This is a genomic window from Geodermatophilus sp. SYSU D00691 (genome assembly GCF_054050275.1).
This window is the reverse complement of record NZ_JBJGYZ010000039.1, coordinates 26194-44124: the sequence shown is the minus strand read 5'-3', so window position 1 is coordinate 44124 and position 17931 is coordinate 26194. Positions and strand designations below refer to the sequence as shown.

Here is a 17931-nt window from a genome sequence, read left to right as displayed (position 1 = left end):
AACGGCCGCCCTCCGTGCATCAGACCTTCCCACGACGAGGAGCACCACCGACGTGCCATCCAGCTCTGTCGACCGGACCGGACGTCTGGCCTTCGTGCCGGCGCGGTACTCCTCCGAGGGGGCGGGCGGCGGCGGCGCCGAACTCGTCATGGGGCGCATGGCGCGGGCTCTCCAGGAGCGCGGCTGGGATGTCGAGATCCTGACCACGACGGCGCTGGACTACATCACCTGGCGCAACGAGTTCCCGGAGGGCACCGCGGTCGAGGACGGCCTCACGGTCCGCCGGTTCGAGGCGGTGAAGTCGACCTCGGGGCGCGAGCGGCACGAGATCGGGATGCGGATGTTCGCCGGCGAGGCGATCCCGCTCGGCGAGCAGGAGCGCTGGCTCAACGACGACGTGCGCATCCCCGGCCTGTACTCGCACCTGCTCACGCACGGGACGGACTACCGGGCCATCGTCTTCGGGCCCTACCTGTTCTGGCCCGCGGTGGCGTGCAGCCAGGTGCACCCCACCCGGTCGGTGCTGTGGACCTGCCTGCACGACGAGCCCTACGCCTACCAGAGCATCTTCCAGCCGGTGCTCAGCGGCGTGGCCGGGCTGTTCTTCCAGACCGAGCCCGAGCACAAGCTGGCGCACTCGATCTTCCCGAAGCTGGCCCCGCACGACGTGGTCGGCTGCGGCGTGGAGGTGCCCGAGGGCTACCAGCCCGAGCGGTTCCGCGCCAAGTTCGGCATCGACGCGCCCTTCCTGCTCTACACCGGCCGCCGCGAGGGCGCCAAGGGCTGGGACGAGCTGCTGCAGATGTTCAGCCGTGCCGTGTCAACCCGCGGCCTGCCCTTCCACCTGGTCACGATGGGTGTCGGGGAGGTCCGCCCGCCGGCCGAGGTCGCGGGCCGGGTCCACGACCTCGGCTTCCTCTCCGACGAGGACCGCAACGACGCGTACGCGGCCGCCGCGGCCTACGTCCAGCCCAGCCGGTACGAGGCCTTCTCCCGGACGATCATGGAATCGTGGCTGGCCGGGACGCCGGTCATCGGGGTCGGCCAGGGCGGGGTGGTCCGATACCACATCGAGCGCAGCCGGGCCGGTGTCGTCTATGGCGACGAGGCCGAGTTCGTCGAGGCGTTGGTCTTCCTCGCCCAGCAGCCCGAGGCCGCACGGCGGCTCGGCAGCGCGGGACGGGCATACGTCCTCGAGAACTACACGTGGGACACGGTGATCCCGAAGGTGGAGGAGTCGCTGAGCAGGTGGACGTCGGCCCCGTCGCGGACGGCGGCCCGGACGGGGAGCGCGGCCTGATGCGGATCCTCATGGTCTCGCCCTACCCGCCCAAGCGGGACGGCATCGCGACCTACGCGGTGCAGACGGTAGCCAAGCTGCTGGCGGAGGGGCACGAGGTCGACGCCCTCTCCCCGGAGCCCTCCGCGGCCCGCTATCACCTCGACTTCCACGCCGGCCCGCGCTTCGGCCTGGCGCTGGCCCGCCGCGTGCCCGAGTACGACAAGGTCATCGTGCAGTGGCACCCGGCCTTCTTCTACCGCTCGGCCGAGCCGCGGCACCGCGCGGCCGTCGACGCCGCGCTGACCGTCGCCTTCCGGCGCAGCAAGCGCGTCGAGGTCGTCGTGCACGAGTGGGAGGGCGAGGTCGCCACAGGACCGGGTGTGCGGGCGCGGGCCTGCCGCACGCTCTTCCGCAGCGCCGACGAGCTGTACTTCCACAGCGAGACCGAGCGGACCCGCTTCCTCGAGGCGGTGCCGGTCGACCCGGCCCGTGCCCACCTGGCCGACCACGGAGCATCGTTCATCCGGCGCTCGGAGGTGGGCCGGGAGGAGGCCCGCGCGTCGCTGGGCATCCCGGTCGACGAGACGGTCTTCCTCTGCATCGGGTTCATCCAGGAGCACAAGGGCTTCGACCGCGCCGTCCGGGCCTTCGCCGGGCTCGGCGCGCACGGCTGCCGGCTGGACATCGTCGGCAGCACCCGCCTCGACGAGCAGTCCTTCATCGCGCACCTCAACGAGCTCGAGCGGCTGTGCGCCGAGACGCAGGGCGCGTACCTGCACGAGGGCTACGTCTCCGACGAGTTGTTCGACCGCTGGATCGTCGCCTCCGACGTGGTCGTGCTCCCGTACCGGGAGATCTGGTCCTCGGGCGTGTTGGAGCGCGCGGCGCTCTACGACCGGCCGGTCATCGCCACCCGCGTCGGCGGTCTCGCCGAACAGGCCGCGGACCGCTCGGTGACCTTCGTCGAGGACGACGCCGGGCTGGCCGTCGCCCTGCGCCAGGCGGCCGGTGTCAGCGTCCTGGAAGAACCCTTCGAGATCGGCGAGGGTGACCTCTGGGCCAACGTCCAGGCGACGGTCCGCGACCGGGCAGCCCGGGCCCGCGGCGGCGAACTGCCCCCGACCACCGACCACGGCTTCCGCCCCCGGCCCGTCGAGGGGGAGCCCGCGGCCGGCCGCTCGGCGGCCGCGGTCCGCCGGATGCCGCCCTACAGCCGTCCCCCGGCCACCTCCCTGCGGCCCGGCGTCTCGCAGCTCAAGCGGACGATCCGCCGGCTGATCGGGTGGGAGATCGAGCCGGTGGTCCACCACGTGCACATGCTCCAGCAGGCGGTGAGCGCCAGCCTGGACGCGCTGGAGGAGCGGGTCGCCGCGCTCGAGGCGCGCGCGCCGTCGGTCCAGCAGGTACCGCCGGGTGGCGACGAGCGGATTCCAGCCGCCGGGTGAAGACGCAGATCCCGGGGTCGCGCCCCGGGTGGGAGAGGGAACGGACATGTTGAAGCGGATGAAGCATGGGGTCGACCGGCTGTTCCCCGGTGTGGCCGAGGACCGCCGAGCGCTGCGTCGCTCGGTCGCGCAGGTCGACGACCTCGCGCGTGAGATCCGGGACCTGAGCCAGCTCGTGCAGCAGGTCGACCTGCGGGTCAACCACTTCCAGCAGTTCGACTTCCGGCTGCAGAAGCTGCGGGAGCTGGCCTCCCGGGTGGAGCCGTACCAGCCGGCGTACGGGCTCCCGGGCCTGATCGAGAAGCCCGCCCGGGACAGCGTCGACCGCTGCCGGGCGATCGAGAACCACTTCGGGGCGACCCTGCGCGGCAAGCGGTTGCTCGACGTCGGCTCGTCGCTGGGCTACGTCTGCTTCTACTTCGCCGACCGCGGCATGGACACCGAGGGGTGGGAGGGCAACCCGGCCAACGCCGAGGTGGCCCAGCTGATCGGCGAGCTCAACGGGGTGCCCAGCCGCATCCGCACGCAGCAGTTCGACGCGGACAGCGTCCGCTCCCTGGCGCCAGGTCAGTTCGACGTCGTGACGATCCTGAGCGTGCTGCACCACGTCGTCTACCACCAGGGCGTGGCGCAGACCCAGGAGCTGGTGCGCGAGCTGCTCGCCCGTGTGCCCGTGCTGGTGCTGGAGCTGGCCCGCAAGGGCGAGGACCCGGAGCTGTTCTGGGACGAGGCGCTGCCCGAGGACGAGCTCGAGGTGCTCGCGCTGGTGCGCGACCAGGTCGAGATCGTCCCCCTCGGCATGTTCGGCACCCACCTCTCCGACAAGGAGCGACCGCTCTACGTCGTCACCCGGCGGGACACCGTCACCGTGAACAACCGGGTCTACGGCTTCAACCGGTCCAAGGCCGAGGCGTACCCGGGTTCGGCCGCGGTGTTCGACCACGACAGCCGCCGCTACTACTGGGGCGAGGACGTCTTCATCAAGGAGTACCGGTTCCCCGACCGGCACTCGGACAACGCCCGGCTGATCACCCACGAGATCTCCGCGCTGCTGAGCATCCAGGACCTGCCGAGCGCACCGCGGCTGCTCGACTACGAGGTCTCCGGGGACCGGGCCGTCGTCGTGTACGCCCGGGTGGGGGGCGAGCTCCTCGGATCGTCCGGGCCGATGCCGGCCGATCAGGTCGAGGGCGTGGTGCGAGACGTGCTGGCGTCGCTGCGCGAGCTGCACGGCCGCGACCTCTGGCACAACGACGTCCGCAGCTGGAACGTCCTCTGGGACGGGGAGCGGGCCGTGCTCATCGACTTCGCCGACGTCACCCGCGCCGACACCGACGGCGACCTGGTGTCGGTGGTGTGGCTGGCGCACGCCCTCTCCACCGGGACGCGCGAACCCACCCAGCAGGGGAAGACCCAGCTACCGCCGCGCGACTCCCTGGACCCCCGGTTCCACGCCCTGTACGACCGCGTGGCCGGCGGGGTCCGGCGGGCGACCGACCTGGCGCTGTGACCCGCGCGTGCGGGTAGCGGTCCTCCTCGAGCAGCTGCTGGCGCCCGTCCCGGGCGGCACGGGTCGCTACTCCGCCGAGCTCGCCGCGGCGCTGGCGGCCACCGCGCCGGCGGACTCGGAGGTGATCGGGTGGACCGCCTGGCACCGGGACCCGTCCGCGGCCCGTGTGCCCGGGGTGGCCGGCCCGCGGCGGCTGCCGCTGCCGCGCCGGCCGCTGGTGCTGGCCTGGGAGCACGGCCGCGGCCCGCGCCCGCGGCGGGCCGACGTCGTCCACGCGCCCACGCTGCTGCTGCCGCCCGGGGACCGGCGCCCGCTCGTGGTCACTGTGCACGACGCCGTCCCGTGGACCCACCCCGAGACGCTCACGCCGCGCGGCGTGCACTGGCACCGCACGATGGCGGCGCAGGCCGCGGCCCGGGCGGCGGCGGTCGTCGTCCCCACCCGGGCGGTCGCCGCTCAGCTCGCCGGCCACCTCGCCCCCGCCTGCCCCGTGCATGTCGTCGGCCAGGGGGTGAGCGGCGCGCTGGCGCTGCCCCGCGACGCCGCGGAACGCGCACGACGGCTGGCGCTGCCCGACGGGCCCTTCCTGCTGAGCCTGGCCACCCTCGAGCCGCGCAAGGGCCTCGACGTGCTGCTGGAGGCGCTCGCCCTGCCCGACGCCCCGCCGCTGCCGCTGCTGCTCGTCGGCCAGCCGGGCTGGGGCGGCGTCGACCCGGCGGCGATGGCCGTCCGGCTCGGGCTCCCCGCCGATCGGGTCCGCACCCTCGGGTGGCTTCCGGACACCGATCTGGCGGTGGTGCTGCACCGCGCCACCGCGCTGGTGATGCCCAGCCGCGCGGAGGGCTTCGGCCTGCCGGTGCTCGAGGCGATGGCGGCCGGCACGGCCGTCGTCAGCTCCGACGACCCGGCGCTCGCCGAGGTCGGCGGTGACGCCACCTGCCGGGCGCCGGTCGGTGACGCGCCGGCGCTCGCGGCCGCGCTGGCCCGCGTGGCCGGCGACGACGCGCTCCGCCGGGGCATGGTCGAGCGCGGCCGCATCCTGGCGGGTGAGCACTCGTGGCCCCGGGCCGCGGCCCGGCTGTGGGAGCTCTACCGCGACCTCGGCGCCGCCCGCTCCGCCTGAGCGGCCCGCGTTAGGGTTGACCGGATCCCGCCGTGCGGCCGTTCCGCACCGCAGCAGCCGCCCACCTCGTGAGGAACCGACGTCCGTGCCCCTGCCCACCCCGCGCGTGCTGGTGGATGCCACGGCGGTCCCGGAGGATCGCGGGGGAGTGGGCCGCTACGTCGACGAGCTGCTGCCTGCGCTGCGCGCCGAGGGCGGGGACGTCGTCGTCGCCTGCCAGCCGCGCGACGTCGAGCACTACGCCGTTCTCGTCGGCGCTGACCGGGTGCGATCGGCGCCCGCTTGGGCGGGTTCCGTCCCCGGCCGCCTGGCCTGGGAGCAGGTCGGGCTGCCGGCCGCGGCCCGGGCCGTGGGCGCCGACGTGCTGCACTGCCCGCACTACACGATGCCGGTAGCCGCCCGGCGGCCCGTCGTGGTCACCTTCCACGACGCCACCTTCTTCACCGACCCCGGCGTGCACCTGGCGGTGAAGAGCCGCTTCTTCCGCACCTGGACACGGATCAGCCTGCGCCGGGCGCGCCGGGGTCTCGCGCCGTCGGCGGCCACCCGCGACGAACTGGTGCGGGTGGCCGGTGCCGACGCCGGCCGCATCGACGTGGCCCACCACGGCGTCGACCACGCCCGCTTCCACCGCCCGTCGGCCGACGACGTCGCCAAGGTGCGCGCAGCCCTCGGCGTGGGCGAGGCGCCCTACGTGGCGTTTCTCGGCACCTTGGAGCCGCGCAAGAACCTCCCGGCGCTCGTCCGCGGCTGGATCCGTGCCTGCGAGCAGCGGCCGGACCCGCCGGTGCTCGTCCTGGCCGGCGGCCGGGGGTGGGACGACGAGGTCGACCGCGCCGCCGCCGAGGTCCCCGCGGGGCTGACCCTGCTCCGCCCGGGCTACCTGCCCCTCGACCAGCTGTCCGGGCTGCTCGGCGGCGCGCAGGTGGTCGCCTACCCGAGCCTGGGAGAGGGCTTCGGACTGCCGGTGCTCGAGGCGATGGCCTGCGGGGCGCCCGTGCTGACCACGCGCCGGCTCGCCCTGCCCGAGGTCGGCGGTGATGCCGTCGCGTACTGCGGCGAGTCGCCGGAGGAGATCGCGGCCGCGCTCGGGGCGCTCCTCGACGACCCGGCGCGGCGGGCCGAGCTCGCCGCGGCCGCGCAGACCCGGGCTGCCGGCTTCACCTGGGCGGCGACCGCCCGGGCGCACCTGGCCAGCTACGCACGGGCGGCCGCGTGACCGCGCCGGTCCCGGCGGACGACGTGCTCACCGTCGTCGTAGTCACCTATTCGCCCGGCGAGGCGCTCGCCGCCTTCCTCGACTCGCTGGCCGAGGCCACGACTCGGCGCTACGAGGTGGTCCTCGCCGACAACGGGTCCACCGACGGCGTGCCGGAGAAGGCCGCGGCCGAGCGGCCGGAGGTCCGGCTGCTGCCCACCGGCGGCAACATCGGCTACGGCGCGGCGGTCAACGCGGCGCTGGCCGGTCGGCGCACCGGTCACGCGCTGGTGGCGAACCCCGACGTGCGCTTCGACCCCGGCTCGGTGGACACCCTGCTGGAGGCCGTGGCGCGCTGGCCACGGGCCGCCACCGTCGGCCCGGCCATCCGCACGCCGGAGGGCGCCGTCTACCCCTCGGCGCGGGAGCTGCCGTCGCTGTCGACCGGCATCGGTCACGCCGTCCTCGGCTGGGCGTGGCCGGCCAACCCGTGGACCGCGCGCTACCGGCGCGAGCGGGAGGACCCCACCGAGCGGACCGCGGGCTGGCTGTCGGGCAGCTGCTTCCTCGTCGACCTGGCTGCGTTCCACTCCGTCGGCGGCTTCGACCCGGGGTACTTCATGTACTTCGAGGACGTCGACCTCGCCCGCCGGCTCGGGCGGTGCGGCTGGCTGCACGTCTACGTGCCCACCGCCGTCGTCACCCACGAGGGCGGCCACGCCACCCGGCGCCAGCCGCACCGCATGCAGCGGGTGCACCACACCAGCGCGCTGCGCTACCTGTCCGCCGACTTCCCCGAGCGGCGGCACACCCCCCTGCGGGTGGCCCTGCGCGCCGGCCTGGGCGCCCGGATGCTCGTCTCCTACGTCAGCAGCAAGGTGGGGGCCGGTGCCCGGCCCCAGCAGACCGTCGCCCAGCTGCCGCGTGAGCGGGCCCGGCGGCGGCTGCTGCGCCGGGCGGTCGGCCGGTCCCGGTCCGCAACCGACGAGAGGTCCTGATGCGACACGCAGTGATCATGGCCGGCGGGTCCGGCACGCGGCTGTGGCCGCTGTCCCGGGCCGAGCGGCCCAAGCAGCTGCTCGACGTGGTCGCCGAGCCGGGCGGGGGTGCGCACAGCCTGCTCGCCGAGGCCTTCACCCGGCTGCAGGCGGTGCTGCCCACCGAGAACATCTGGGTCTGCACCGCCGCCCGCTACGGCGCCCAGGTGCGCGCCGCGCTGCCGGAGCTCGGCCCCGACCGCCTCGTGCTCGAGCCGGTCGCGCGCGACACCGCCAACGCCGTCGGCCTGGCCGCCGCGCTCGTCGCCGACGTCGACCCCGACGCCGAGCTGGCGGTGGTGAGCGCCGACCACGTGATCCGGCCGGTGGAGCGCTTCGCCGCGGCCCTGCGGACGGCGTTCGACGCCCTCGCTCCCCGCCCCGACGCCCTGGTCACTCTCGGCATCGTGCCCACGGCGCCGGCCACCGGCTTCGGGTACGTCCAGCGCGGGCCGGCCACCGAGGTGTCCGGCGTCGCCGAGGCGGCGTCCTTCCGGGAGAAGCCCGACCTCGGCACCGCCGAGCAGTACGTGGCCTCGGGGGAGTACCTCTGGAACTCCGGCATGTTCGTGTGGCGCGCCCGCACGGTGCTCGACGCCCTCGCCGACCACCTCCCGGAGACGGCGAAGGGGCTGGCCCGCGTCGTCGCCGAGCCCCCGGGCCCGGCGCGGGACGCCGTCCTGGCCGAGGTGTTCCCGACCCTGCCGAAGATCAGCGTGGACTACGCCGTCCTCGAGCCGGCCGCGACCGAGCCCGGCCGGGTGCTGGTCGCCGCTCTCGACGTCGAGTGGCTCGACGTCGGCTCGTGGCCGGCGCTCGCCCTGACCCTGGAGCGGACCGCGGACGCCGACGGCGGCAACGCCGTCCGCGGGCTCGCGGTGACCCTCGACGCCGACGGGAACATCGTCTTCAGCGACGACCCGGAGCACCTGGTGGCGCTGGTGGGCGTGCGCGACAGCGTCGTCGTCCACACCGCCGACGTGACCATGGTCGCGCCCGTGGCAGAGGCCGAGCGGGTCAAGGCGCTGCTGGCCGCGGTGGAGGGGAGACACGGCTCACGGTTCAGCTGAGCGGGCGGCTAGCGTGCCGGGCATGAAGACCTACGACGTCGCCGCCGTCGTCTCGGGTGGGGCCTCCGGGCTCGGCGAGGCGACCGTGCGCGAGCTGGCCGCCCGCGGGGCCGCCGTGACCATCCTCGACCTGCAGGAGGAGCGCGGGAAGGCGCTCGCCGACGAGCTCGGCGGGCACACCACGTTCGTCCGCACCGACGTCACCGACCCCGACTCGGTGCAGGCGGCGATCGAGGACGCCACCGGCAAGGACCGCCCGCTGCGGATCGCGATCAGCTGCGCCGGTATCGGCTGGGCGCAGCGGACGGTCGGTCGCGGCGGCGAGCCGCACGACTTCGGCGCCTTCGTGAAGGTCGTCACGGTCAACCTGGTCGGTACCTTCAACGTGATGCGGCTGGCCGCCTCGGCCATGTCGCAGACCGAGCCGCTGGAGGACGGCGAGCGGGGTGTGGTGGTCAACACCGCCTCGATCGCGGCCTTCGACGGGCAGATCGGCCAGCTGGCGTACTCCGCCTCCAAGGGCGGCGTCGTCGGCATGACCCTGCCGGCGGCCCGGGACCTGGCCACCGTCGGTGTCCGGGTGTGCACCATCGCCCCCGGGCTGGTGGACACGCCGCTGCTGGGCAGCCTCCCCGAGGAGGCCCGGGCGGCGCTGTCGGCCGGCATCCCGTTCCCGAAGCGGCTGGGCAAGCCGGCCGACTTCGCGGAGCTGGCGCTCGACATCGTCGAGCACGGCTACCTCAACGGCGAGGTCGTCCGGATGGACGGCGCCTTGAGGATGGCCCCGAAGTAGCAGTGCAACTCACCACGGAGTCTTCCCTGAGCACCCCTCCGTACGAATCGGTCTGGCGGCCCGACTGGCCGCTCGACGCCCGCCGGGCCCTCTCCCGCGACCTGCGGGGGACCGGCGACCCGACCCTCCGGCACACCGACACGGGCACCTGGCGGACGACGTCCACCCCCGACGGCCCGGCGACCGTGCACGTGCGCACGGTCGCCGGACCCGAGGGCACCGAGGTGCGGGTGCGCGCCTGGGGCCCGGGCGCGGTCTGGGCCGGCACCCGGGTGCCCGGCTGGCTGGGCGCCCACGACCGGCCCGACGAGTTCGACCCGTGCGGGCACCCGCTGCTCACCGAGACGCACCGGCGCTCGCCCTGGCTGCGGCTGGGCCGCACGGGGCGCACCTGGGACGCCCTGCTGCCGGCGGTGCTGGAGCAGAAGGTGACCACCATCGAGGCGCACCGGGTGTTCCGCGCGCTGCTGCGGCTCTGCGGCGAGCCGGCGCCCGGACCGGCGCCGGAGGGCATGCGCGTCGTCCCGATCCCCGAGCGGGTGCTCGCGGTCACCGACTGGCAGTGGCACCGGTGCGGGCTCGACGGGGCCCGCCGGCGGGCGCTGCGCGCCGTCGCGTCGGTCGCCTCCCGGCTGGAGCCGTGCGACGCCGCACCCGACTCCCCGACGCTGCAGAAGCGGCTGCAGACCGTCCCGGGCATCGGGGTGTGGACGGCGGCGGAGGTCGTGCAGCGCACCTTCGGCTGCCCCGACACCGTCAGCTACGGCGACTACCACCTGAAGAACCTGGTGGGCTGGTCGCTGGCCGGACGCAAGACCGACGACGACGGCATGATGGAGCTGCTCGAGCCCTGGCGCGGCCACCGGCAGCGCGTGGTCCGGCTGCTGGAGATAGGGGGCAGCCGCCCGCCGAAGCGGGGGCCGCGGGTGGCGCCGACCGACTACCGGCGGATCTGAGGCGCTACCGTCGGCCGTCCTCGAGCAGGCCGAGCAGGTAGTCGCCGTAGCCGCTCTTGCCCAGCGGCTCGGCGACGGCCCGCAGACCCTCGTCGTCCAGCCAGCCCTGCCTCCAGGCGATCTCCTCGATGCAGCCGATCTTGAGGCCCTGGCGCTCCTCGACCACCGAGACGAACTCGGTGGCCTGGCGCAGCGAGGAGAAGGTGCCGGTGTCCAGCCACGCCGTGCCGCGGTCGAGGACGGTGACCGTGAGCCGGCCCTGGGCCAGGTAGTGCTCGTTGACCGCGGTGATCTCGAGCTCCCCGCGGGCGCTCGGGGTGATGTCGCGGGCGATCTCCACGACCTGGTTGTCGTAGAAGTACAGGCCGGGTACGGCGTAGGAGCTCTTCGGCCGTGCCGGCTTCTCCTCGATGGAGAGCACCCGGCCGTCGACGTCGAACTCGACGACGCCGTAGTCGCTGGGGTTGGCCACGTGGTAGGCGAACACGTGCCCGCCGTCGGGCTCGGGCAGGCGGCCCAGCGCGGTGCCCAGGCCGGCGCCGTAGAAGATGTTGTCGCCCAGCACCAGGGCGGCGGCGGAGTCGCCGAGGAAGTCGGCGCCGATGAGGAACGCCTGCGCGAGGCCCTCGGGCCGCGGCTGGACGGCGTACTCGAGGCGCATGCCGAGCCGGCTGCCGTCGCCGAGCAGGGCGCGGAACGCCTCGCTGTCGCCCGGGGTGGTGATCACCAGCACCTCGCGGACGCCGGCCATCATCAGCGTCGAGAGGGGGTAGTAGATCATCGGCTTGTCGTAGACCGGCATGAGCTGCTTGCTCACGGCCTGCGTGATGGGGAACAGCCGGCTGCCGGTGCCCCCCGCGAGAATGATGCCGCGCACGACCGGAGACCCTACGGCGCCGGACCTGCGGGATCGTCCCTCCATGGGATGAGGTGCACCGGGCACGCTCCCGGCGCGTCCGGCGGCCCGGGCTACCGTTGCCCCATGCGTGTCCTGGTCACTGGCGGAGCCGGCTTCATCGGGTCCCACTACGTCCGGACCATGCTGTCCGGTGGGTATCCCGGCTTCGAGGACGCCGAGGTGACCGTGTTCGACGCGCTCACGTACGCGGGCAACCTGGCCAACCTGGCGCCGGTGGCCGACTCGCCGCGCTACCGGTTCGTGCGTGGCGACATCCGGAGCGCCGCCGACCTCGACGCCGCGCTGCCCGGGCACGACGTCGTGGTGAACTTCGCCGCCGAGTCGCACGTCGACCGCTCGATCAGCGGCGGCGCGGCGGACTTCGTCTCGACCAACGTGCTCGGCGCCCACCAGGTCTTCGAGGCCGCCGTCCGGCACGGGGTCCCGCGCGTGTTGCACGTCTCGACCGACGAGGTGTACGGCTCGATCGACGAGGGCTCGTGGACCGAGGACCACCTGCTCCAGCCCAACTCGCCGTACTCGGCGGCCAAGGCCGGCGGCGACCTGCTGGCCCGCGCCTACGCCAGGACGTACGGGCTGAACATCTCGGTCACCCGCTGCAGCAACAACTACGGGCCCTACCACTTCCCGGAGAAGGTCATCCCGCTGTTCGTCACCAACCTGCTCGACGGGCAGAAGGTGCCGCTCTACGGCGAGGGCGCGAACGTCCGCGACTGGTTGTTCGTCGACGACCACTGCCGCGGCATCCAGCTGGTGGTCGAGAAGGGCCTACCGGGTGAGTTCTACAACATCGGCGGCGGCCGCGAGCTGTCCAACAGGCAGCTCACGGAGAAGCTGCTCGAGGCCACCGGCCGCGACTGGAGCTACGTCGAGCACATCGTCGACCCGCGCGGCGGCGGGCACGACCTGCGGTACTCGGTCGACCACTCCAAGACCGCGCAGCTCGGCTACGCCCCCCGGATGACCTTCGAGGACGGTCTCGCGCTGACCGTGCAGTGGTACCGGGACAACCGCGCCTGGTGGGAGCCGCTCAAGGCCGCCGCCGCGACCGCCCGGTGAGCGGCACCGCCTGGCTGATCACCGGCTCCCGCGGGCAGCTCGGGCAGGACCTCCAGGCGGTCCTGGCCGAACGCGGCGAGGACGTCGTGACGGCGGTCGGACGCGCGGAGCTGGACCTGCGGGACGAGGCCCGGGTGCGCACGGTCCTGCGCGACTGGATGGCCGCGGCCGGGTCCCGCCGCCCCGTGGTGCTCAACGCCGCGGCCTACACGGCCGTCGACGCCGCCGAGGAGCACGAGGCCGAGGCGCTCGTCGTCAACGGCGCTGCACCCGGCTGGATCGCCGAGGAACTGGCGGGCCGGGGGCGGCTGGTCCACGTCTCCACCGACTACGTCTTCGACGGGACGTCGACGCGGCCCTACGGCGTCGAGGACGTCCCGGTGCCGCGGACCGCCTACGGGCGCACCAAGCTCGCCGGGGAGCGTGCCGTGGCGGCTGCCGGCGGCGACGCCGTCGTCGTCCGGACGGCCTGGGTCTACGGGGCCCACGGCACCAATTTCCTGAAGACGATGCTGCGCCTGGAGCGGGAGCGACCGGAGGTGACCGTCGTCCAGGACCAGACCGGCACGCCGACCTGGTCGCGGGACCTCGCCGAGGGCCTGGTCGCGACCGCCGCCTCGTCGGCTCAAGGGGTGCTGCACGCCACCAATGCCGGGTCCACCACGTGGTGCGGCTTCGCCAAGGAGATCTTCGCCCTCGCCGGAGCCGACCCAGGGCGCGTCCGGCCCACCGACACGTCGTCCTTCCCGCGGCCGGCGCCCCGACCCGCCTACTCGGTCCTGGACCCGGCCAGCTGGCACGCCGCGGGACTGCCCGCGCTGCCGCCGTGGGAGCAGTCGCTGCGGAGGTGCATGGCCGACATGGGAGTAGCGGCCGGACGCGGGGTCCCTCAGGGTCGGTGAACCGCCGAGGCGGGCCCGGACGTCACCGCTCCCGCAGCTGCCGGTAGCGGGTGACGCACTGCTCCATGGTCGGGAGCAGCCCGCGCGCGAGCGCTTCGGACAGCGTGGGTGCCCCGGCGTCCTTCGGCGAGAGCTCGAACTCCAGGTCGTCGGGCCAGGGGAGGTCGAGCTCGGGGTCCATCGGGTCGATGCCGAACTCGCGATCCGGGGCATAACCGCTGGAGACCAGGTAGGTGACGGAGGTGCCGTCGGCCAGGGAGACGAACGCATGGCCGAGGCCCTCCGCCAGGTACACCGCCCGAGGGGTCTCGCTGTCCAGGAGCACCGAGTCGTGCACCCCGAAGGTCGGTGATCCCACGCGGATGTCGACGACCACGTCGAGGAGCCTGCCCGCGGGGCAGTACACGTACTTGGCCTGCCCGGGCGGAACCAGGGCGAAGTGGACACCGCGGAGCGCGCCGCGAGCGGAGACGCTGTGGTTGGCCTGGGCGAGCGGCAGCGCGGAGCCGGTGGCGCTCGTCAGGACGTCGGCCCGGTACCACTCGGTGAACCGCCCGCGGGAGTCCCCGTGCGGGACGAGGTCCAGCACGTAGCTGTCCGGTACGGCCAGTTCGCGGATCTCCACAGCGGCGACGCTAGCGGAACCGCAGTTCAGGGCCCGTCGGAACCCAGCCACAACCGCCCGACGAGGGAGCTGCCGCCCGGCGTGCCGACCGGCTCCCACCTGGTCCGCCACCCCTCGGCGTGCAGCTGCACGATCACCGCGCCGAGCAGCGCCCCGAGGTTGAGCGCAGCCGTGGTGGTGGCCCGGTCGGGCAGGTGGACGTCGACGACGCCGTCCCCCTCGCCGCCGTGCCGCAGGACGACGGGGAACTCCGGCAGGGCGGCGCTGGCGATCCGGAACGCCGCGGCGACGGCCTCCAGCTCGCCCGGGCGGGGCACGAGGTCGGCGGCCGGTTCGCGGGAGGCGAGCAGGTCGCGGGTGCCGTAGGGGAACAGGTCCCCGGGACCGAGGCGGACCAGCGGCCGGGTGCCGGGGTCGTCGCCGGGCGGCCGGGCGACCGGCAGGCCGCGCACCACCGCGACCGGGACGCCGGCGAGCTTGCCCTTCACCAGGTCGGCCGCGGCGGCGAGCTCGTCGACCACGGCGACCTGGGTGGTCTCGAGGGTGTTGCCGTGGCGGTCGACCGCGCCGCGGTGGTCCTCGAGCGGGACGATGCCGGCCGCGCCGACCGCGACATCGGTCAGGCCCTCGCGCCAGGTGCGGCCGAAGGTGTCGCTGACGACGACGGCGACGTCGACCCCGAGGAGCTCGGCCAGCCGCTCCCGCAGCCGGCGGGCGGAGGCGTCGGCGTCCTCGGGCAGCAGCACGAGGGCGTCGCCGGGCACGTTGGACGCGTCGATGCCGGCGGCCGCCACGACCCAGCCGTGCCGGGTCTCCACGATGCGCAGCGGGCCGCGCCGGGCGACGACCCGCACCGTCTCGTCGTCGATGGCCCGCTGGCGGGCGGCCTCGCGGTCGGCACCGGGTGGCACCCGGACCAGCCGGCCCTCGACCTTGGACACGACCTTCGAGGTGACGACGACGACGTCGCCGTCGGCCAACCACGGCGCCGCGCCGGCGATGGCCGCGGCGAGGTCGTCACCGGGGGAGAACTCCGGCAACCCGAGGACAGGGTGGACGGAGTAACCGGATGGAACGGCCCTGTCCAGGGCCCCGCCGCGAGCGTGCGAGGGGTGGGAGGGACGGGGTCCTTTCTCAGACACCGGCGGCGTCCAGGGCGGCGCGCGCCAGCGCGGCCGTCTTCCCGGCGTCGGACATGAGCAGCGGCACCTGCCGGACGTCGACCCCGGGCACGGTGGCGTCGTCACCGGGCGCCACGAGCCAGGCGTCGAGGAGGCCGCCCTCGCCGCGGGCGCCGTAGTGGCGGCCGACGCCCTCGGCGCTCACCTCGATGCCGAGGACGGGCAGGCACCGGTCGGCCATGCCGCGCACGACCGAGCCGCCGATGATCGGCGAGACGCCGACGACGCGGGCCGCTGTGCTCCGCAGGGCGTCACGGATCCCCGGCACACCGAGGATCGTGCCGACGGAGACCACGGGGTTGGACGGCGCGATCAGGACGGCATCGGCGGAGCCGATCGCTTCCGTCACACCGGGTGCCGGACGCGCCGAGTCGACGCCGACCTGCACGAAGGCCGACGGCTCGAGCGCCGCGCGGTGGCGCACCCACCACTCCTGGAAGTGGATCGCCCGCTGCCGGCGGCTGGGCTGCTCCGGGTCGTCGGGGTCGGCGACCACCACGTGCGTCTCGACCCGCTGGTCGCTCATCGGCAGCACCGTGATCCCGGGCTGCCAGCGCGCCGCGAGGCCGGCGGTCACCTGGGAGAGCGGGTAGCCGGCGTCCAGCATGCGGGTGCGGATCAGGTGGGTGGCGAGGTCGCGGTCGCCGAGGCCGAACCAGGCGGGGTCGGCGCCGTAGGCGGCGAGCTCCTCCTTGACCGTCCAGCTCTCGCCGGCCCGGCCCCAGCCGCGCTCCTCGTCGATGCCGCCGCCGAGGGTGTAGAGCACCGTGTCGAGGTCGGGGCAGATGCGCACCCCGTGCATCGTCACGTCGTCCCCGGTGTTGACGATCCCAGTGATGTCGGCACCCGGTGCCGCGGCCTTGAGTCCACGGAGGAAACGGGCGCCGCCGACACCTCCGGCGAGTACGACGAACTGCACGAAACGCATCGTGCCGCATGGCAGTTGTCGACTGTTCGACCGGCGTGTCGGGGGCCTTGGCGAGATTCTGACGAACGACTGTGACGCCTGGGTCACCTGTGGCGATCCGCTTACAACGAGCGAAGTTGACGGCTTCGGAGCGACACGCGTGTAATTCCCGCGGTGTCATCCAGTGCAGAGCGGCCCGGGAACGTCTCGGAGAACGCGCACCGGGACGAGAGCGAGAGGGGACGCATCGTCATGGCGGAGGTGTCGTGGTTGAGCGACTACATGGGGGCGTCCGAGCGGTCGGCTGACCGATTCGGCCTGGGGTCGGACCACGGCGTCGCGGGGCCGCTGGGTGGCCAGGGCATCGCCGGGCTGCTGGGCATCGGCCTGGAGGCCGACGCGCAGTCGTGGCAGGAGCGGGCGCTGTGCGCCGAGACCGACCCGGAGGCCTTCTTCCCCGAGAAGGGCGGCTCCACCCGCGAGGCGAAGAAGATCTGCACCGGCTGCGAGGTCAAGGCCGAGTGCCTCGAGTACGCGCTGGCGAACGACGAGCGCTTCGGCATCTGGGGCGGTCTGTCCGAGCGCGAGCGGCGCCGCCTCCGCCGCCGCGCCGTGTGAGCGAACCGCTGTCCTCCGCCACAGCCGCCGACTCCCGGGAGTCGGCGGCTGTGGTCGTATGAGGGCGTGTTCACCCGGGTCGTGAGCGGTCGGGCCCGGGTGGTCCGGGAGGTCCGCGCCGCCGCGCCGCTGATGGCCCGCCTGCGCGCGCCGGTGCCGGCCCGCGGCCCGTGGCTGACCGCCGTCCTCACGACCGCCTCGTCCTGGTCGAAGCCGGTGGCGGTCGTGGTCGAGGCGCACCGCCAGGGCCGCCCCGATGCCCTGGCCCTGCTGGGGCTGCGGTCCCGAGGCCCGGTCGTGCAGGCGACGCTGCTCGGCGACGGCCCGGCCACCCCGGCCCCCGAGGGTCGGCCGCCCTTCCGCCTGCTCGCCGCCGACCCCGCGGCCGCCGACCTCCTCGCGGCCGGCGTGGTCGACCTGCTCGGCTCGCTGCGCCGCCCCTGGACGCTGCGGCTGGCAGGTCTCCCGCTCGGCTGCCCCACGACCGCGGCGCTCGCTGCCCGCATCCCGTCCGCCACGTTCGGCAGCGGCCGCACCGAGCGGCTGGTGGACGCCCTCGACCGGCTCGGCCCGGTGCACCGGACGACCGACGCCCGCGTGCTCGAGCGGGCGCTGCCCGCCCTGCTCGCCGGCGAACGGGACGGGCGGGCGCGCACCTTCGTCCGCACCACGAGCCGCGTGCACGCGGCCATCGGCCAGCTCGAGCTGGCCGTGGTGGGGGAGCCGGAGCGCCCGCGCGCCGCGCTCCTCACGCTGCTCGACGGTGCCGACCGCTGGCCCTGGCGGGGTGTCGCCGCGCCCGACGCGCTGCCGCGGGAGATGGGCGCGCCCCTGGTCTCGCTCACCGCGATCGGCGGACCGCGCCCGCAGCTGCCCTGGACACCCTGGCCGCCGAGACTCCCGCGGGCGCTGGTGGAGCTCCTGCCGACCCGGCGCGGCTGAGCTGCGGCATCGCTCTCCTCGCGGTCAGAACGGTGGCGGGTCGTCGCCGGGTCCGGCCAGCGGTGGCTCGGGTTCGGGTGGTGGTCGTCGGCGCATGCCCGGTGGGTGGTGATCCTCGTCGCCGTCGGGTCCGTGCTCGGCGAACCGGGCGATCAGCGCCGCCTCGCGGGCGGCGGCCCGGGCCCGGTCGCGGTCGATCCGCTGCAGCTCGGCGGCGACCTGCTCCTGGGTCATCCACTCCACCGGCACCCGCGCGAGAGGCGCCGGCTGGTCGACCAACCAGTCGATCAGCACCCCCACGAACGTCGAGGAACCGGAGACCCGCGGCACGACCCCGAGCTACGGAGCAGGTACGACGATTCCG

The 17931-nt window shown here is 74.6% G+C and carries 18 protein-coding genes; 13 read left to right on the top strand and 5 right to left on the bottom strand.

The annotated features are described in order from the left end of the window. Positions 1-52 precede the first annotated feature (52 nt). From ACI797_RS23310 to ACI797_RS23270, 9 genes are all read left to right on the top strand, one after another. Complete coding sequence (locus tag ACI797_RS23310; protein WP_456861880.1) at positions 53-1300, top strand: glycosyltransferase family 4 protein; 1248 nt, start codon at positions 53-55, stop codon at positions 1298-1300. After that, complete coding sequence (locus tag ACI797_RS23305; RefSeq protein ID WP_456861878.1) at positions 1249-2727, top strand: glycosyltransferase family 4 protein; 1479 nt, start codon at positions 1249-1251, stop codon at positions 2725-2727. The genes ACI797_RS23310 and ACI797_RS23305 overlap by 52 nt, the downstream gene beginning before the upstream one ends. 58 nt (positions 2728-2785) lie before the next feature. Continuing rightward, entirely contained in the window at positions 2786-4237 is a 1452-nt protein-coding gene (locus ACI797_RS23300) for a phosphotransferase (protein ID WP_456861876.1), read from the top strand. Positions 4238-4244: 7 nt separating this feature from the next. After that, positions 4245-5360, top strand: a complete 1116-nt coding sequence (locus ACI797_RS23295; RefSeq protein WP_456861874.1) for a glycosyltransferase family 4 protein — start codon at positions 4245-4247, stop codon at positions 5358-5360. An 85-nt stretch (positions 5361-5445) separates the two neighbouring features. Next, complete coding sequence (locus ACI797_RS23290) at positions 5446-6579, top strand: glycosyltransferase family 4 protein (RefSeq protein WP_456861872.1); 1134 nt, start codon at positions 5446-5448, stop codon at positions 6577-6579. Then, positions 6576-7556 (top strand): glycosyltransferase family 2 protein, encoded by a 981-nt coding sequence (locus ACI797_RS23285; protein ID WP_456861870.1) that lies wholly within the window; start codon positions 6576-6578, stop codon positions 7554-7556. Before ACI797_RS23290 ends, ACI797_RS23285 begins: the two co-directional genes overlap by 4 nt. Beyond that, a complete protein-coding gene (locus ACI797_RS23280) occupies positions 7556-8665 on the top strand; it encodes a mannose-1-phosphate guanylyltransferase (protein ID WP_456861868.1) in 1110 nt (369 codons plus the stop codon). The genes ACI797_RS23285 and ACI797_RS23280 overlap by 1 nt, the downstream gene beginning before the upstream one ends. Positions 8666-8687: 22 nt before the next feature. Then, positions 8688-9458 (top strand): SDR family NAD(P)-dependent oxidoreductase, encoded by a 771-nt coding sequence (locus tag ACI797_RS23275; RefSeq protein ID WP_456539188.1) that lies wholly within the window; start codon positions 8688-8690, stop codon positions 9456-9458. Positions 9459-9460: 2 nt separating this feature from the next. Then, complete coding sequence (locus ACI797_RS23270) at positions 9461-10414, top strand: DNA-3-methyladenine glycosylase family protein (protein WP_456861866.1); 954 nt, start codon at positions 9461-9463, stop codon at positions 10412-10414. A 4-nt stretch (positions 10415-10418) separates the two neighbouring features. Here the strand turns inward: ACI797_RS23270 and rfbA are convergent, their stop codons facing one another. Beyond that, positions 10419-11291: a glucose-1-phosphate thymidylyltransferase RfbA gene (rfbA, locus tag ACI797_RS23265; protein WP_456861864.1), complete on the bottom strand. Its 873-nt coding sequence runs from the start codon at positions 11289-11291 to the stop codon at positions 10419-10421. A gap of 105 nt (positions 11292-11396) precedes the next feature. On the opposite strand from rfbA, the gene rfbB reads away from it, so the two are divergent. Together rfbB and rfbD are read left to right on the top strand one after the other, a co-directional pair. Beyond that, on the top strand, positions 11397-12392 hold the full coding sequence (gene rfbB, locus ACI797_RS23260; protein WP_456861862.1) for a dTDP-glucose 4,6-dehydratase: 996 nt from the start codon (positions 11397-11399) through the stop codon (positions 12390-12392). Further along, positions 12389-13294 carry a dTDP-4-dehydrorhamnose reductase gene (rfbD, locus tag ACI797_RS23255; protein ID WP_456861860.1) on the top strand — a complete coding sequence of 302 codons (906 nt, stop codon included), beginning with the start codon at positions 12389-12391 and terminating at the stop codon, positions 13292-13294. The genes rfbB and rfbD overlap by 4 nt, the downstream gene beginning before the upstream one ends. Positions 13295-13316: 22 nt before the next feature. Here the strand turns inward: rfbD and ACI797_RS23250 are convergent, their stop codons facing one another. The 3 genes from ACI797_RS23250 to cofD are packed head-to-tail and all read right to left on the bottom strand — an operon-like array spanning position 13317 to position 16028. Further along, positions 13317-13919, bottom strand: a complete 603-nt coding sequence (locus ACI797_RS23250; protein ID WP_456861858.1) for a dTDP-4-dehydrorhamnose 3,5-epimerase family protein — start codon at positions 13917-13919, stop codon at positions 13317-13319. Positions 13920-13945: 26 nt separating this feature from the next. Continuing rightward, complete coding sequence (locus ACI797_RS23245) at positions 13946-15007, bottom strand: coenzyme F420-0:L-glutamate ligase (RefSeq protein WP_456861898.1); 1062 nt, start codon at positions 15005-15007, stop codon at positions 13946-13948. Positions 15008-15053: 46 nt separating this feature from the next. Continuing rightward, complete coding sequence (gene cofD / locus ACI797_RS23240; RefSeq protein ID WP_456861856.1) at positions 15054-16028, bottom strand: 2-phospho-L-lactate transferase; 975 nt, start codon at positions 16026-16028, stop codon at positions 15054-15056. A 327-nt stretch (positions 16029-16355) separates the two neighbouring features. Between cofD and ACI797_RS23235 the strand changes: the two genes are divergently transcribed. Together ACI797_RS23235 and ACI797_RS23230 are read left to right on the top strand one after the other, a co-directional pair. Continuing rightward, positions 16356-16625: a WhiB family transcriptional regulator gene (locus tag ACI797_RS23235; RefSeq protein WP_456861896.1), complete on the top strand. Its 270-nt coding sequence runs from the start codon at positions 16356-16358 to the stop codon at positions 16623-16625. A gap of 66 nt (positions 16626-16691) precedes the next feature. Next, entirely contained in the window at positions 16692-17567 is an 876-nt protein-coding gene (locus ACI797_RS23230) for a hypothetical protein (protein ID WP_456861854.1), read from the top strand. A gap of 24 nt (positions 17568-17591) precedes the next feature. On the opposite strand, the gene ACI797_RS23225 is transcribed toward ACI797_RS23230, so the two are convergent. Further along, positions 17592-17897: a hypothetical protein gene (locus tag ACI797_RS23225; RefSeq protein ID WP_456861852.1), complete on the bottom strand. Its 306-nt coding sequence runs from the start codon at positions 17895-17897 to the stop codon at positions 17592-17594. Between the last annotated feature and the right edge of the window lie 34 nt (positions 17898-17931).